Annotated in this window: 13 protein-coding genes; 6 read left to right on the top strand and 7 right to left on the bottom strand. The window is 38.6% G+C overall.

Annotated features, from left to right (window positions below; genetic code table 11):
• The first annotated feature begins 80 nt into the window (after positions 1 to 80).
• From FB551_RS06995 to FB551_RS06985, 3 genes are all read left to right on the top strand, one after another.
• Complete coding sequence (locus FB551_RS06995; protein ID WP_142016332.1) at positions 81 to 3,086, top strand: SusC/RagA family TonB-linked outer membrane protein; 3,006 nt, start codon at positions 81 to 83, stop codon at positions 3,084 to 3,086.
• A gap of 10 nt (positions 3,087 to 3,096) precedes the next feature.
• The gene (locus tag FB551_RS06990; protein ID WP_226798638.1) at positions 3,097 to 4,476 is read left to right on the top strand and encodes a RagB/SusD family nutrient uptake outer membrane protein; all 1,380 of its coding nucleotides are present in this window, start codon (positions 3,097 to 3,099) and stop codon (positions 4,474 to 4,476) included.
• 103 nt (positions 4,477 to 4,579) lie between these two features.
• Positions 4,580 to 6,937, top strand: a complete 2,358-nt coding sequence (locus FB551_RS06985) for an alpha/beta hydrolase family protein (protein ID WP_167497825.1) — start codon at positions 4,580 to 4,582, stop codon at positions 6,935 to 6,937.
• A 39-nt stretch (positions 6,938 to 6,976) separates the two neighbouring features.
• On the opposite strand, the gene FB551_RS23660 is transcribed toward FB551_RS06985, so the two are convergent.
• The 4 genes from FB551_RS23660 to FB551_RS06975 are packed head-to-tail and all read right to left on the bottom strand — an operon-like array spanning position 6,977 to position 9,204.
• The gene (locus FB551_RS23660; protein WP_226798637.1) at positions 6,977 to 7,243 is read right to left on the bottom strand and encodes a DUF6520 family protein; all 267 of its coding nucleotides are present in this window, start codon (positions 7,241 to 7,243) and stop codon (positions 6,977 to 6,979) included.
• Between the two features lie 23 nt (positions 7,244 to 7,266).
• Positions 7,267 to 8,772: a DoxX family protein gene (locus FB551_RS06980; protein WP_142016326.1), complete on the bottom strand. Its 1,506-nt coding sequence runs from the start codon at positions 8,770 to 8,772 to the stop codon at positions 7,267 to 7,269.
• Between the two features lie 11 nt (positions 8,773 to 8,783).
• A complete protein-coding gene (locus tag FB551_RS23210) occupies positions 8,784 to 8,987 on the bottom strand; it encodes a hypothetical protein (RefSeq protein ID WP_167497824.1) in 204 nt (67 codons plus the stop codon).
• A complete protein-coding gene (locus FB551_RS06975) occupies positions 8,971 to 9,204 on the bottom strand; it encodes a hypothetical protein (RefSeq protein WP_142016323.1) in 234 nt (77 codons plus the stop codon). Before FB551_RS06975 ends, FB551_RS23210 begins: the two co-directional genes overlap by 17 nt.
• Before the next feature lie 281 nt (positions 9,205 to 9,485).
• Here FB551_RS06975 and FB551_RS06970 point away from each other — a divergent pair, with 281 nt between their 5' ends.
• Both FB551_RS06970 and FB551_RS06965 read left to right on the top strand, forming a co-directional pair.
• A complete protein-coding gene (locus FB551_RS06970) occupies positions 9,486 to 11,195 on the top strand; it encodes a helix-turn-helix domain-containing protein (protein ID WP_142016320.1) in 1,710 nt (569 codons plus the stop codon).
• A gap of 46 nt (positions 11,196 to 11,241) precedes the next feature.
• Positions 11,242 to 12,087 carry an RteC domain-containing protein gene (locus FB551_RS06965; RefSeq protein ID WP_142016317.1) on the top strand — a complete coding sequence of 282 codons (846 nt, stop codon included), beginning with the start codon at positions 11,242 to 11,244 and terminating at the stop codon, positions 12,085 to 12,087.
• A gap of 50 nt (positions 12,088 to 12,137) precedes the next feature.
• Here FB551_RS06965 and mobC read toward each other — a convergent pair whose 3' ends face one another.
• The 3 genes from mobC to mobA all read right to left on the bottom strand — a co-directional run bounded on the left by mobC (position 12,138) and on the right by mobA (position 15,947).
• Positions 12,138 to 14,138, bottom strand: a complete 2,001-nt coding sequence (gene mobC / locus FB551_RS06960) for a conjugal transfer protein MobC (protein ID WP_142018082.1) — start codon at positions 14,136 to 14,138, stop codon at positions 12,138 to 12,140.
• A 130-nt stretch (positions 14,139 to 14,268) separates the two neighbouring features.
• On the bottom strand, positions 14,269 to 15,516 hold the full coding sequence (gene mobB / locus FB551_RS06955; RefSeq protein ID WP_142016315.1) for a conjugal transfer protein MobB: 1,248 nt from the start codon (positions 15,514 to 15,516) through the stop codon (positions 14,269 to 14,271).
• Positions 15,513 to 15,947: a conjugal transfer protein MobA gene (gene mobA / locus FB551_RS06950; protein WP_142016313.1), complete on the bottom strand. Its 435-nt coding sequence runs from the start codon at positions 15,945 to 15,947 to the stop codon at positions 15,513 to 15,515. Before mobA ends, mobB begins: the two co-directional genes overlap by 4 nt.
• A gap of 634 nt (positions 15,948 to 16,581) precedes the next feature.
• On the opposite strand from mobA, the gene FB551_RS06945 reads away from it, so the two are divergent.
• Positions 16,582 to 17,349 (top strand): ParA family protein, encoded by a 768-nt coding sequence (locus tag FB551_RS06945; RefSeq protein ID WP_142016310.1) that lies wholly within the window; start codon positions 16,582 to 16,584, stop codon positions 17,347 to 17,349.
• Position 17,350 lies beyond the last annotated feature (1 nt).

Here is a 17,350-nt window from a genome sequence, read left to right as displayed (position 1 = left end):
GCCCTTTCCCATAAGTCGACTAAAACATCAGGAAAGAGCACAATTAAGTCATTAATTAAATTAAAAACCTTTACAAATCTATGAAAAATTCCTATTACCATATAGGAGGCATTTTCTTTGGGCTCATGTTTACTGCTGTAAGCATCCATACAAAAGCCCAGACACGCACCATTTCCGGTACCGTCATCTCATCAGGTAAACCCCTTTCAGGAGTCGTGATCTCCCAAGAAGGCAGTGATCAGGTAACCATGACCGGCAACAACGGAACCTACACTTTACAGGTTTCAGCAGAAAATACCATCCTATTGTTCAGACACCCTGATTATACAGAAGAAAAATTCACACTCACTAATCAGAAAGTCGTTAATATCAGCTTAGAACAAAAAGTAAAGGGAATCGAAGAAGTTATTCTCAACGCCGGCTACTATAAGGTTAAAGACAAAGAAAGAACCGGTAGTATCGCCAAAGTTTCAGCAAAAGATATCGAAAATCAACCTGTAACCAATGTACTGTCAGCAGCACAGGGTAGAATGACAGGAGTAAGCATTACCCAGAATTCAGGGTTAGCAGGAGGCGGATATGATATCCAGATCCGGGGCAGGAACAGTCTGCGTAATCTAACCAACGGTGTAGTAGACGGAAATCAGCCCTTATATGTGATTGACGGAATTCCGGTGGGAGGGCAGCTTAACTCAGCTCTTTCAGTGGGAGTGGTTCCGCTTAAAAATATCAGTCCGCTCAATGCCATCAGCCCTAATGATATAGAGAGCATAGAGATTCTGAAAGATGCAGATGCAACGGCTATTTATGGATCGAGGGGAGCCAATGGTGTGGTACTGGTAACCACCAAGAAAGGTAAGAAAGGGAGATTAGGCGGGATGATCAGCACCACTTACAGCATAAGCAGTGTGGGAAGCCAAATGAAAATGATGAATACCCAGCAGTATCTTTCCATGCGCAGAGATGCTTACAGGAATGACGGGATAATGACGTTTCCTGCCAATGCCTATGATGTGAACGGGGTTTGGGATCAGGGAAGATATACCGACTGGCAGAAAGAATTGATAGGGAAGAGAGCGACAGGAAACATAACCCAGGCAAGCCTTAGTGGCGGGACAGAAAATAATACCTTTTTAGTAAGCTTTTCACATAATGACCAGACGACGGTATTTCCGGGGGATTTTCATTATAAAACCAATATACTGAATTCCTCATTCAGCCACAGCTCAGCGGATAGAAGATTCAGAATAGAGGCTTCTAATATGTTTTCATCGCTTTCCAATAATGTGGTGAATACGGATCTTACCTTAAAGGCACTGAACCTGAGTCCCAATGCGCCTGCACTATATACCGCGGATGGAAGCCTTAACTGGGAGAACAATACCTTCACCAATCCGTTGGCAGCGTTGGAGAGCACCTATTCGAATAAAGTATGGCAATGGAATTCCAGTGTGAACCTATCGTATCGATTTTGGAAAGACTTTGTACTGAAGGCAAATGGCGGGATTAATTACCAGAATCTGGAGGAACTTTCCTTACTGCCCAGTACGATGTACAATCCGGCCTATGGAATGACTTCAGAGAATTCTTCAGCTTCCAAAAGCAGCAATACCATGTTCTCCTATATTATAGAACCTCAGCTTTCGTGGGCAAAGAAGCTGGGAAATAATGAACTGGATATTCTGGTAGGAACTACTTTTCAGCAGACAACCACCAAACTATCTTCAATGACGGGGGTTGGTTTTCCGAGCAATGCCCTTATTGGAAATATAGGCGCAGCCTCAACGAAGATAATCTCCAATCAAGTGACCAATCCTTATCGATATGCAGCCTTCTATGCACGGATTAACTATAAGTGGAAGGATCGGTATATACTTAATATTACAGGACGCCGTGATGCCTCAAGCAGATTCGGACCCTCCAACCGGGCAGCGGAACTCGGAGCGGCAGGGCTTGCCTGGCTCTTTACTAAAGAACCGATATTCGATTCCTGGAAGTGGCTGAGCTTCGGAAAGCTTCGCGCAAGTTATGGCGTAACAGGAAGTGATTTTATAGGAGACTACCAGTTTCTGAATACTTACACTATAGGGGATTCAAATTATGACGGGGTAACGGGGCTGTATCCTTCAAGGCTTTATAATCCTGCCTATAGCTGGGAGAAGACCAAGAAGCTGGAAACGGCTCTGGAACTGGGATTTCTGAAGGATAGAATCATGCTGACGGCTGCCTTTTACAGAAACCGTTCAACGGATCAGCTTGTGGGGATTCCCCTACCTTCTATCACAGGTTTTTCAAATGTAACGGCTAATCTTGGAGCTACAGTGGAAAACAGAGGCTGGGAGCTGTCACTCAATGTCAATATCCTTAAATCGACCCCTCTGCGATGGGAGACGGGGTTTAATCTGAGTATTCCTAAAAACAAGCTTATTGAATTTCCGGGACTGGAAGGGTCTACCTATGCCAATACCTATAAAGTAGGATTTCCTACCTCCATGGTGCGGGTTTTTGAATATGAAGGGATTGATCCGGTAACAGGGCAGTACAGGTTTAAAGACTTTAACGGGGATGGGAAAATTACAGCTCCGGCAGATGCGCAGGCGATAGAAAATATAGGCATGAAATATTACGGAGGCTGGCAGAACCAGATTTCCTATAAAAATATAAGCCTTTCATTTCTGCTGTATTTCGTGAAACAGAGAAACTGGAATTATATACGGGGGATGGCCGTACCCGGTACTATGAATAATATGCCTGTAGATTTTCTGGATGTGTGGTCAGCGGATCATCAGGAAGGACTTATTATGCCATACTCAGCGGGTGGAAATGCCGCCGTAAACAGTCTGACAGCTAACTTAAAAAATAGTACGGCAGCCATAGGAGACGCTTCTTTCATTAGGCTAAAAAATATACAGCTTAATTACCGTATTGAGGGCCGTGACAGTCTCTTTAAAAATGCAACACTTTATGTGCAGGGGCAAAACCTCTGGACGTGGACAAAATACTTCGGACTGGATCCCGAGTTCACTGTACCCGGATATCTGCCGCCGCTGAAAACCTTTGCTTTTGGGATACAGCTTAATTTTTAAATGTCAAATCATGAAATACAATATTGTTAAAATAATAGGGGCGGGGATGCTTTTTTTGATCCTCATTCCGGGTTGTGAAAAAATGGTGGAAATTGATCCGCCAACTGATCAGATCAGTACCGCTGCGGTGTTTGAAGATACCCATACTGCTGATGCAGCATTGGCCAATCTGATGGCAGAGGTAAGAGATAACTCCATGTTTTCAGGAGGCAGTAACGGGCTTTCAGCTTTTTTATCAAGCTATACGGATGAACTGGATGCTTACTTTGTCAGTACGACCAATGCTGCCCAGGATATTTATCATAACCAGCAGCTTGCCGGGAATGTCAGTGTGGAACTGATATGGCGTAATGCGTATAAAGAAATTTATATGACCAACTCAATTATAGAGGGCCTGGAAGGGGCTTCTGCAATACCGCTGAAAGACAGACAGCGCATTACCGGCACAGCCCTTTTGATACGTTCAATGATCTATTTTAATCTTCAGCGGTTATTTGGTGATATTCCCTATACGGAAACAACAGATTTTAAGATCAATAAGAGTCTTCAGAGAATGGCTGAAAATGAAGTGCTGAACCATCTTGAAAATGATCTTCAAAAATCTGTGGAAATGCTGGCTGATGAATATCAGAATGCTGAGAGGCTGTATCCTAACCGTAAGGTAGCACAGCTGGTTTTGGCTGAAGTGTATCTGTCCCGGAAAAAATGGATTGAAGCAGAACAGATGGGGAAGGAGGTGGTTAATAGTCCGATATATATTTTTGAAGAGGATGTAGAGAAAGTGTTTTTTAAGACCGGAAAACATATTCTCTGGCAGATGAAACCTCAGAATGAGAATGATGGCACTGCGGAGGCTTTGCTGTATTATTTTACCAATGCAGCACCTTTTTCCTATGCGCTTTCAGCAGATCTTATGACGTCTTTCTCTGATACAGACCTTAGAAAACAGTACTGGACACTTCCTGTTAGCTTTAACGGACAGACATGGTACAGGCCCTATAAATATAAAAGCCTTGATCCCAATACGACAGAGTACTCGATTGTTTTCAGGCTGGAAGAGGGATATTGTATTGTGGCTGAAGCGATGGCCAGACAGGGAAAAATAGCAGCAGCAGCTGTTTATCTCAACCATATCAGACAGAGGGCAGGCCTTGCCGCTGTTGCAACAGGGCTTACGCAGGATATGTTTCTTAATGAACTTCTGGAGGAAAAAAGACGGGAATTCTTTACGGAGAAAGGACAGCGGTTCTTTGATCTGAAAAGAATGGATAAGTTAGATCAGCTTATTCCTGTAAAGCCCAACTGGAAATCTTACCACAGGGTTTGGCCTATACCGTTGAATGAACTATTACTCAACCCTAATTTAAATCCCCAGAATGAAGGCTATTAAACTATTATACATCATTATCATGTTTTTTTGGATACCCGGTATAAGCCAGACTGTTAAAAAGGATAGATTTAATCCCAGGTATCATAATCTTAGATACACGATTATGTTTCAGGAAACATCACCGGACAGAAAGTGGACTGCATTCCGGAAGACTTATGAGGAAAGCAGGGACACCATTGTTTTGGTGGATCATAAAAAGCCTGAGAAGGTGAAACAGTATGCAGGCGTGTCGAGGTTTTATTTTACTGGCGATTCAAATCTTCTTTTAATAAGAAAGAGTAGTGCTGAGATGATCAACCTTAATTCGGGAGTGAGTAAAAGCTGGAATAATATAGTCAGTTCGAAATTTATAAAGTCTCAGAATAAATGGGTGGTATTACGGGGAGTTTCATCTTCAGGAACAGATCTGGAAATCTGGAAAGAAGGGAATCTGAAAGAAACGTATAAAAATGTTACAAGGTTTTTTGTGAAGGGGAATGATGTGTTTTTTATGAAAAACGAGGCAGGGAAAAATCTGCTGTATGATCTGAAAATACCGGAAAAAGCAATCTATTCATCTGATCACGAAATATTGGATTGCAGCTGGTCTGACAAGGGAGCCAGTGCATGGGTTACAGAAAAGAATGGAAAAACGGATCTGGTTTATATTAGCGGAAACCATGAAACATTTCATTTGAGCACTGATATGAACCGGGATTTTAGGACGGCTTCAATTTCCCAGCTGGGGACCGCAGAGCGTTTTCTGGTTGAGCTTACCTACGCTGCTGATTCACTAAAGTTACCCGGTAATCCTGACATCTGGAATGCGGATGACCATAAACTGGAAGTGAAGTTTCAAGGCGGTGAGTCGGAAGAAATAGCCGTCTGGGACCCGAAACTCCGCAGGCTAAGAATGGATACTGATGATACAGCGCCGGAGAAAATCAATATTGGAGACAGCATGTATGTTATCAGTTATAATTACTACAAAACTCAGGATTATATTCACCAATATCCTGAGTTTGATTTGTACCGTTATCAAGTTGAGAATGGGAAGCAGCAATATATAGGAAAGGGAGGGTATATGCTTTATTACGGATCGACAGGAAGGTTTGTATTGTCTAATCCCGACAATAATTGGGTGCTTTATGATATTGATGCGCTCACTGAAAAAAAGTTGAAAATAGCGGATACCGGAGATCCCTATTTTTCAGAAGATGATCAATATATCCTGTTTGAAACGGAGGGCGGGCTGTTGCGGTATCAAACAGACACCGGTGATTTGGTGAAAATTCCTTTACTGTATGGGTTCCATTCAACCATTGTAAATCCAATTCGCGGAGAGGGCATAAGCAGTTACCCTAATGGGAATAAGAATCTCTATAACAGCAAAGAGTCCCTGATTATAAAAATGTATGATAAAAAAAATGATCTGACAGCCATCCTCTCTTATTCTTGCCAATCCGGTAAAAAGGTTATGCTGCTAGCTCCTACAAGAGAGCGGATCGATAAAATTGAACATAAGAATGGCAGCCTGCTGGCTGTCAGTATTGAGGATTATAATGTTCCAACCTATATTAAGGCATTTAACGGCTCGAAAGCAAAAATCATCTATAAGAGCAACCCGGATGATATAGAGGTTGGAAGAATTCGTAGTGAGAGGATCAGCTATAAAAATTCCGAAGGAGCAGACCTGACCGGTATTTTATACTACCCTTTGGATTTTAGTGATAAAAAAAGTTATCCCATGATCACTATTGTCTATGAGAAACAAAGCCACTTAGGCAATCAGTATTTACGTGATGGGTTTTTTGAGCGTACTGAGAGCCTAAACATACGTTCTTATCTTGAGGGTGGGTATTTCGTGTTTCTTCCCGATATTGTATTTGACAAAAGAGGGACGGGATTCTCGGCTCTGGATTGTGTGAATAAGGCTTTGGATGCTGTATCTGTATTGAGGTCCATTGATTTTACAAGATTGGGACTCATCGGATATTCCCATGGAGGATATGAGACTAATTTTATAGCCACCCATTCAGACCGATTTAAAGCCTATGCCTCGGGAGCGGGAAACAGCGATTTGATACGGTCTTATTTTTCATATAATTATAATTTCCTGAGACCTTTTTACTGGCAGTTTGAAAAAGGACAGTATAAAATGCCCGGAAGTTTTAAGGATTATAAGGAATTGTATATCCGAAATAGCCCGATTTACAATGTATCCGAAATCAGTGCACCGATATTACTATGGACAGGAATCAATGATAAAAATATAGATTGGAATCAGGTTATGGAGTTTTATATAGGATTAAAGAGGAATAAAAAAGAAGCCGTCGCCTTGTTTTATAAGGATGAAGCTCATGGATTCCTGAAGCGGTCCAATAAAATAGATATCGCCCGAAGAGTAGAGCAGTGGTTTGAATATCACCTTAAAGATGGGGTAAAAGCAGATTGGATGGAGGGAAGTGATCAACAGGATTGATTAACAAGTAAAGGATGCCTTTTGGGCATCCTTTTTAAATTAAGGTTTTACAAAAAGTGAGTTCGGGCATGAGGTGTTATTGATCCTTTGGAAAAGCTGTTCAGGGCCATTTCCGAGATCTGCTGTACACATAACGTTCCCTGATGTATCACATGTCACATGAGCATTGACACATTTAATAGCTTCGGCAGGGCGAAAAACGTACCCTGTTGCAGGGACTTTCGTGCTGCTTTTGTTAACATTGCTAGCGAGAGCAGATGTTGCGCCTATCATGACAATGAAGACAGGCAGAATGAACTTTTTCATAGTAATTGGATTTGTTGTTTTGCCTACTCTGATCTAAGGTTTTCGGCTTCCCCTTTTCTGAAATCTTCCATGATCGTCTGCGCATAACGATACCGGATGATTTCATTGCCTATAAGTGTATAGAAGTAATTGTTGCCAGCCAGCATTCCTGTCATTTTATTTTTGTGCCGGTTCTGAACATAAAAACTTCCGCTGTAACTTTTATTCTGGGTATTGTATATATCAATAATAGCATTGGTTTTCCATTGGTCCCTATTCTCAAATCTTCCCATGAGATTCGATTGGTTAAAAATTACTCCCCAGCAGGCCGTTGCCATCTTGTTTACTGTTAAAGGTGGAGCAGTCATCTTTGTTTTTCCATCGGATAGGATGGTGCTCTGAACTTTTGCAATATGGGTAGTATCGATGGTATTTTGCTCGGAGACAGAATTTTCCGATGTTTTTATGGTAATGATTTTATTGCGGTAGTAGTAGATGTAATAATAGGTATTGGTACGGCTGTCTGCAATAAGCTGGCCGTCCGTATCAAAAAGACCGTCCTTTTGTTTTTTGATGATGTCATCGTTCAGATGATAATTACCTGATATGGATTGTAAAATTCCTAACGATCGAATTTTGGTATTAGGATTAAAAGTTCTGAACGCAATCTGTGTAGAGTCCAATACCTGCAGCTGGTCAAAATACATTTTTTTGTAACTCATCGTTTTTGCAGAAAGAGTATTGAGATTTCCACGATAGATGACAGGAACGGTTCCGTCGGCAAGATAGAAATGGGAATCCCGAATATAAAGCGTTAAAGATTTAAATGGATGATCATAGTGATCAAGCTTTATGGTATGCTGCCTGAAAGTCGTGAAAGAAGAATCAATCTCAGTAATGGTAAGCGGGCTGATATAGTTACCAAGAATTACTTTTCCGTTACTTATGCCTGCAAAATAATAAGAATTAGCTCCTAAATCAAGGCTCTTATCCTGTACAATCGGATGATGGGGAAAACGTCTTATAAAATTATTATTTTTCTTCATCATCTGTTCGGAGGAAAGGAAAGGGATCAGTACCAGGGAAAAGCTGAAAATGATCGTAGAGATAATCCATAAAGAGGTTTTTAAAAATCTTTGTTTGAGCCTGACAGAGAGATAAATTCCTATGGCGGCCATGATAGCACAACCAATATTAAAAATAAGATGCTCATCCCAACCCAGTTTTTCGAGAATACCCCCACAGGAGCAGGGTACAAATTCACTGTAATGAATAATCAGATAAATATAGATCGTGAATGAGGTCATGAGGCCAAGTGAACTGTATAAACCATATATACGATATCTCGGAAACATGAGACAAAAGGATATGAGAAGCTCAGCAATAATCACAGCATACGAAGTGATACCTGCATAGGTGCTCAATAATGGTGACTGCGCAATCTGGATCTGAAAGTTTTCAAAATCAAGTATTTTGCTCACGGCAGCATACACAAATAATAAGATAAAGAAATAGCTTATAATGCTGATGCATATTGTTGATATTTTCATGGTGTAATTTTTTAAGTTAAATGGCTCGTATCAGGATCCACTTTATTTTCTCTCCGCAGTAATCCGGCATCCTGGAACCTTTTGAAACCGGACAGGTTGTTTTGAAATTCCCCATACTTTCCCAAATGCCACTTCTGGGACATGGTAAGCCTGTTTTGCAGATCAAGGGTAAGTGATGGGGAATCATATCTTACTATTTTAAGGATTATTTCCATTGATCCGCCAGTCGTGGGTATCCTTTATCGGTGGATCTGATGCCGGATGTATTTCTGTTCTCGTTGTGTCCTGAGTTTTTTGGGAAAAATATGTACTGTTTTCAGGATTTCGGATGATCTGTGATTCAGGTTCATCTATCATATCGTTCTGCCTGCAGCTTAAAGTTGCTATGCTTACTGCTATCGTTAAAATGATGTGAGGAATATACTTTTTCATATTGATATTGATTTAAGTTATTCCCAACCGGTTAGGGGTATTTATTAGAATTCTTAGACCAAAGGTATTTTGAAACCTGAGCATAAAAAACTGATATCGGATCAGCTTTTCAAAAGAAGACGTCATCATTTATAAATAATGACGGTAATAATCCTGTAAAATCTCTTTATGGATAAATGATTTACAATAAATATTACACATAATTGTGATTTACTTAATTATCTAGCTTTTATTGTCTTTTTTTGGCTAAATTTGACTCTTTCAGCCAAAAACTAATCACCATGACGACCTCACAATGTATCATGATCATATTGCTGCTGTTTTTGCCTATCACTGATTTCCATGCGGAGAAAAGCAGGAATGATTATGTTTGGCTGAGAAGTCAATATGAAAATCTGGAAAAGAATGATTCTACGGCTTTCAGGTATTTAAGAATTTATATATCAAAAGCAAAGAAGGATTCTGACTTTGTACGGCTTTCTGAAGCTTATAAATTTGCCGTTTATTTCACTCCTTCCAACGAAGGAAAACTTTCCTATGCAGACAGTACAATCTATGCAGCATTAAGGTCAAAGCAGCCGGAAATTATCGGTGATGCCTATTTGGGTAAAGGAATCTTTTATTACTTTAACCTTAAGAAATATGAACCTGCTCTGGCAGAGTACCTGAAAGCTTATGAATATTCTAAAAATGGTAAGGATGAGTATCTACATCAAAAAATCATCTATCATCTGGGTGTTGTAAAAAGTTATTTGGGATTTTATCAGGAAGCTTTAGATTTGTTTAAACAATGCAGTGCCTTCTTTGACAAGAAAAGTAAAGAAAAAAATCATCCCAATACCTTATTCAATTTTAAAAGAGGCTATTTTAATTCGATACATCAAATGGTGATCTGTTATCGAAATCTTAAGCAGTATGAAATGGCAGACGATCTCGTTGATAAAGCACTTCTGCATCTTGCTGATCAGGATCGGTTCTTACTGGAAAAAAGCTATCTGTTGAAATGCCGTGGCATCTCTGCATATCACCATAAAAACTATGCAGGCAGCATCCATGATCTGCATTCGGCATTACAGGAGATCGTAAAATCTAATGATTTTTCGTGGTTATCCGTAATTTATTACTACCTGGGAAAGAACCATATGGTAAGCAATGAAAATAAAGGATTGTATTATCTGGAGAAAGTTGATTCAATTTTTAACCGGCATACATTTATTCTTCCTGAAGTAAGACCGGCGTATGAAGATCTTATAACGTACTATTCAGAAAAAGGAGATCGGGACAAACAGCTGTATTATACCAAGCAGCTATTGAAGGTTGATAAACTTATCGGTAAAGATTTCACCTATCTATCGTCGAAAATACATAGGGAGTACGATACAAGATTACTCACTGAAAGCAAAAACAGATTGGAGAATATGAGCTCGCGCCGTATGACGTATATTCTTATATTTATTGTATCCACAATATTCTTTCTGTGTCTCTTCGTTATAAAATACCATAAGGAAAAAAATATAAAATTGAAATATCTGTTATTGCAGGACAAACTCAATAATAAGCAATATGATATATTAACTATTGATAAACAGGATGTTAGTGTATATCCTGTGAAAACGGGGCTTCCTGAAGAGCTTTATAAAGAATTGGATCTGAGATTTCAGAAATTTGAAATCGAAAACGGATTTACACAAAAGGGGTTAACATTAGGGATACTAGCTCTTAAAATGAACACGAATACGTCTTATCTTTCAACTTTCATCAATGAAAATAAAGGCACCAATTTTAAGACCTATATCAATGGACTCAGAATTTCATATATCACACACTTACTCAACTCGGAAAGAAAATACCTCATGTATACCATTGAAGCTCTTGCGGAAGAATCGGGTATTTCAACGCGCCAGCATTTTTCAGATCTATTTTTCGATATCAACGGCATCCGGCCGGCAGATTATATAAAGAATCGAAAAAAAGAGCTGGATATGAGTTGATTACGTCTTGCATTAGCGATTTTTTGTAAATTCCTGAAAAAAGGACATGGTAACAAAAACGATTTTTAAAAGGACATCACAGTTACTCGAAGAACTGGATTTAAAGATTAACGAAGTACATACCGACGGAAATGATTTGATCAAAATTTCAGAAAAGGCTTTGCTCATTATTGACGAGTCAGTAAGAAAATTAAAGCTTCTGGTTTCCAACCATCACTTTGATCATATTGCAGAAGAAGTACATTTTTTTAAGAAGCTAAAACCACAGTTTATCTCAAAATTTATTTATTACTCTGCGGTACTCGATATCGAGTCTCATAAGCCGGCCGCAGGAAATAAGACTTTAAAAAAATATTATGAGGCAGAGCAGGAGAAACTCAAGAACTTTTATTTGGAACATTCTGAATTTTACAGCTATTATAAGCGCGAAGCCACTTATCTTGATCATAAAGTATTTGTCCGTAATTCTTATGATCTCAAAATGAAGCTGTCGTCGGGCTTCTATAATTATGATCCCAATTTTACCACATCGCATGACCATTTGATCGCCAGGTTTATTTCCAATCAACAATTTGACCATTACTTAAAAAAACAGATTGAGGGCTCTAATGAAAATGCAACTTCAAAAGTACTGTCTCCATTGACGTGGTCAGGATCAAAGGTAGGCCTCATAGAACTGATCTATGCTCTTTACCAGATGCGTTGTTTTAATGGGGGTAATATCGAGCTGAGTGAAGTTATCAAAGTTGTAGAAAGGTCATTGGATTGCGATTTAGGCAACTTCCATAAAACCGTATTTGAAATCCGAAACCGAAAACAGGGGCCCACCAAATTCCTTCAACTGGTTGGCGACAATCTCAATCAATATTTTATAAATGGTGATGCTGAATAACGTAATGTCAGGTTAAACCTCAAATACAGGATGATTTGAGGTTTATTCCTTTAATCAACATTAATTAAATACTGTAAATCAGGATCATTTTTTATTCGATCCATCTCCTCCGTGATGATGTTGAGAATATCAGCCTTAATTTCTTTGTAATTATCCTGAATCTGTTGGGACATCGAATCATTCCCATTTTGGTCAATAAAGGTCCGGATCTGCGGTATCTTTTGATAGCTTTTCATTTCTTGAGAAAGCCTGACAGTATCCACAACAATCTCCGAATGAAAAATCTTCTGCTGAATCCTTTCATCAAAATTATCCGATACGGCACCAACAAAAAATCCCTGGGTCAGGGTAGAGATCTTTGAAGCAGGAATCAAACTATCCAATTGCGTAGAAATGGAAGTGGAAGTATCATTCCTGTTGATGGATATACTCTGTCTTTTCTGCAGTACTTTTCCAAAACGTTCGGATAAGGTTTTTGCTGTTTCACCCACTACCTGACCACTGAAAATATTGCCAACTGTATTTTGAATAACCTTGCTTTCTTTGTCTCCATAGTCTCTTGTCAACTGAGAAAAATCCTGAAACCCTAGACATACGGAAACTTTATTACTTCGGGCTGTAGCAATTAAATTATCCAGGCCTCTGAAATAAATCGTTGGAAGCTCATCAATAATAACAGAACTTTTTAACTGTCCTTTCTTATTGATAAGTTTAACAATTCTGGAATTGTAGAGTCCAAGAGCCGCAGAATAAATGTTCTGACGGTCAGGGTTATTTCCAACACATAGAATTTTAGGCTCATGTGGATTATTGATGTCCAAAGAAAAATCATCTCCGGTCATCACCCAGTACAACTGAGGAGAGATCATTCTTGACAATGGAATCTTTGCCGATGCAATTTGCCCCTGTAGCTGATCCTGTGCACCGCCTTGCCATGCATCCATAAATGGAGAGAGGTAGTTCTCTAATTCAGAATAAGAAGTTAATATCGTAAATACATCCTCATATTTCTTATTCAGCAATTCAATAGCGTGTGGAAACGTACAATATTTCCCGTTTTCATAGATTTTCAAAAACCAGATAATCGCTGCAAGAAGGATTATGGGGGATTCAACGAAGAAGTCCCCCTGTTTCTGAATCCAGCTTCTATTGAGATTCAGCATAATGGTATAAGCTGCTTCGTAGGCATCTGATATATCCGTCATAAAACTGGGATTTAGGGGATTACACCGATGGCTTTTTCTGGGATTGTCAAAATTGATGATATAGAACTTCGGCTTTACTGTATAAGCATCGGAATGATTTAGAAGATGGTTGTACGCAATGGTAGATAAATCATCAAATTTAAAATCATAGATGTACATGGAAAATCCTTTTTCAATATGCTGTCTGATATAGTTATTAACCACGGCAAAGGACTTTCCTGAACCAGGTGTTCCTAAAACAATAGTCGCACGAAAAGGATTGACTACGTTAATCCATCCCTGATGCCAGTTTCCCTGATAATAGAATTTTGTGGGAAGATTAACTGAGTATTCATTATAGAGTAATTGAGTCTCCTGCTGAAAACTTTCATTCTCACTATTAAAAACATCTGTCATTAAGTTATGCTTCAGAAGGCGGCTCATCCAGACCCCAGCCTGCATTAGAAGAATGTATCCGGATCCAGTAGATAGAATATAAAGTACAGGAGTAAAACTGCTGGCAGATTGTAAGAGGATTGCGTTTAAAAAAAATAAGACAAAACCGATAGAAAAAACAATACTAATTTTTTTCCAAGTGATCTTTTCATTTTTGACTCCCTTTGTTCCGAGGCAACTTAAAGCCAGTAAAACTATTGCGAACAGCTTAGAATAAATAGGTTGCGAAAAAAGGCCTGCTGTCTTATTAAAATTATAAAGTATTTTATTGATGAGTTCCAGTGTCCATTGTTGCTTTGCAAAAAATCCGTAACAAAACCAGTAGAGATGCATGAGTACTAGAATAATGCTTACCGCTCGCATAAACGCCATGATTTTGGCAAGTCCTCTTAAATCGTCTTCACCCTGCATATTACATTTTAGAAGCATAAATACAGGATTACGTATTCTCAACTATAAATGCGTCGTTGCAAGCATAAGTTGTCCGCCTTTGGCTCTTTGAGCATCATTATAAGACCGTTTTTACAAAAGAAGATTATTTTTATCTTCTTTTTCTTTGGCGCTTTTTCATTTGAGATGCAAAAAATTGTTCCTCCTGATCCTCATTGGTATCTGACAACAATAAACCGCTGAATAATCCGGCAAATATTTCTGTAATGTTATTGTTGTAGAAATGGTCTGAAGATTTTTCAAATAATAAATCAGCTTTAGTATTATGATATATATTGGTTTCTGGTTTTGTTTCTGATCCACTCCATAATTCATTGAATGAGTTGGCTGAAAGTTCCTTACTCAGCTGTGATCCATTCCATACTAATTGAGAGTGATGGTCAATGAATGTGATGCCATATATTCTTCCCTGATCATTTTTTCTAATCACAGTAGCCACTCCCTGTTCAAACAGTTGCGTTTTAAAAGATGCTTCAGAGTTTGAGGTTTTCAATGCTGTTTCAATGGTTCTTTTGAGAATTGGTTTTGAAGGATCATCTTTCATGTTTACTTTTGATTTCTCAATGAGCGCCTGAATATTTTTCCATCCTGAGTGCTTACCAAAAAGGGATGATTTAAAAGGAAGGCTTATTTTTTTTCCATTTTCATCCGTAACAAAATAGACGATTCCTTTTCTCATTTTTCCATGCAGTTCTCCACTAACTTCTTCAAAACAGATATTGAATTGAGAGAGTAAAGCGTTATAAGCACCCATACTTTGAAATCCATAGGTTTTAGGAATATGTCTTAGTACTGATGACAACTCGGTTTTGATATTCCCTTTAGTATAATCTACCGGTTTAAAAATAGAGTTTTGATTTAAATTCTTCTTCTCATGGGCAGCTTTCAAGTTGTATTGTTTTTCCAGTTTTCTGCAGGCTTCCATTGATCGATGATGATCATACTGATCCGGTATTTTCTTTCCATCGATCTGAACACAGGTGGTCACAATATGAATATGGGTTCTATCAATATCCGTATGTTTAAAAACAACATAAGGTTGATTGCCATAACCCATTTCCTGCATATATTGCTGAGCCATTCCCAGATAATCTTTATCATCTACCTTGTCCTCGGGGTCAGGATTAAGGGAAATATGTCTTACCGGTTTTTCAGTTTTGTTATTGGCAATCAGGTAGGGTTCAAAGTACCTATGAAAAAATCTGACCGAATAATTTTGATCCCACAAATCAGGAATCTTATTGGTCAACAATACAGTTCCATGGCCATGATCAACTTTCTGCTGATTATAGGTCAGAGCACCCCAAAGGTTTTCACCTTTTCCAATTTTTGCAATCATTTTTCAGGATTTTTTTGAATATGGTTTTGCTCAAACTCTTTGGTGAGTTCAATAATCTGCTTACCAATTAAAGCCAGATCTTTGGTATGGTTTTCCAGTTTAAAGAGATAGAAAGACGCTTTTTTCTCGGTAAAATTTCGATACAACATTTTTACAATCTGATTATAATTGTTTCCAATCGACTGAAACTGGTAGAAGAATTTAGTGAGCTGGGTATGATAATCCATAGTTGAAACATCCACTTTTACAACTTTCAGTTCTTTCTGAAACAAAATTGTTGTAATAAATTTCGCTTTGCTAGTCATTCCTGAAGTTTCATATAATTTCAGGAAATTACTGTTTTCTGCATCCGTAAGACGGAATACATACCTGTTTTTACTCGGATTAAGCTTTGGCTTACGTCCGCCTTTGTTTTTTTTATTGTTGTCCATAGCATTCAATTTAATACGATCAAAATCACGACTTCGGAGTGGTTTTTAAAGCCCCAGCCAGGGCAAGTTGTTTTGAGGCACAAAAAAAGTTATGAGGCACTCAAAACATAACTTGCCCCTTTCGGGTGAAAGGAAATATCTTTAATAGAATAGATTTATAGCATTATACTATTCAGGCACTACCATTTCAAAAAACTCCTCAATCTTCTGGAACAAAGTAATCACTATGTTTTGCAGAAACAGTATTAGAAAGAATGCCAAGGACAGTCACTTAAAGCCAAAAGCAACCATGAAAAAACATCCCCCAAAGAAATACTATTCATTTGCATCAGATTGAGCGCATGACTTCATAACTGATGATCTGACAGAAATATTGAATAATGGAAATCCGGCTTTCCAGCCTTCCTGAATTCAAGCCATCACCATATCGTATGTGAGAGATATAAATCAGGAAATCATTCTCCCAAGGTGGCAAGATGGATGGTATTCAGTGAAGAGTGATAGAAGTCAATAGAGATTTCAGGAATCCCAGCCAGCAATACTGAAAACAGGGTGGTGAACCTGAATTATTGACTGCTCGATGACCTGCATTCAGTCTTTCTTTCAAATTATGTTTAACTCAAATTCAAGCAAAATGGAAACAAAAAAACAACCATCCATTATTACATTTTCCACTCAAAAAGGTGGAGTAGGGAAAAGTACATTTACAGTACTTCTGGCAAGTATTCTTCATTATCGTTTAGGATATAATGTTGCTGTTTTCGACTGTGACTTTCCACAGTATAGTTTACTCCAGATGAGAGAACGGGATTTAAAAACAGTGATGCAAAATGAGATTCTTAAAAAATTAGCACACAGACAGTTTACTACCATTAACAAAAAAGCATATCCTATTTTTCAAAGCAGCAGTGAAACGGTAATGAATGAGGTTGAACGGTACATCAATAATACAGATATCCTCCCTGATGCCATATTTTTAGATTTGCCTGGCACGGTCAATACCGCAGGTATTTTGAAAACACTAACCAGTGTCAATCATATCTTTTCTCCGATAACAGCAGATCGTATTGTATTGGAGAGTACTTTAAGTTTTACGGATGTACTGATTAATGTACTGATGAAAGAAAAACACACGGAAATAAAAACCGTCCGGTTTTTTTGGAATCAGTTTGATGGCAGAGAAAGGACCATGTTGTACGAAAATTACAGCAAAGTAATTACAGACTTAGGACTGCAGCTTATGGAAACAACCATTGCAGACAGTAAAAGATTTCGGAAAGAAGGTGAAGCAGCAACAAAGACGGTTTTCCGGTCTACACTACTGCCTGCAGATGCTAAGCTGTTAACGCAATGCAGGCTGGATCAGTTTGTAGAAGAATTTCTGAAAATTGTCAAATTATAGC

The organism is Chryseobacterium aquifrigidense (genome assembly GCF_006716485.1).
GTDB lineage: Bacteria > Bacteroidota > Bacteroidia > Flavobacteriales > Weeksellaceae > Chryseobacterium > Chryseobacterium vietnamense.
The sequence above is the reverse complement of the archived record's forward strand: the minus strand, read 5'-3'. Positions and strand labels throughout refer to the sequence as shown.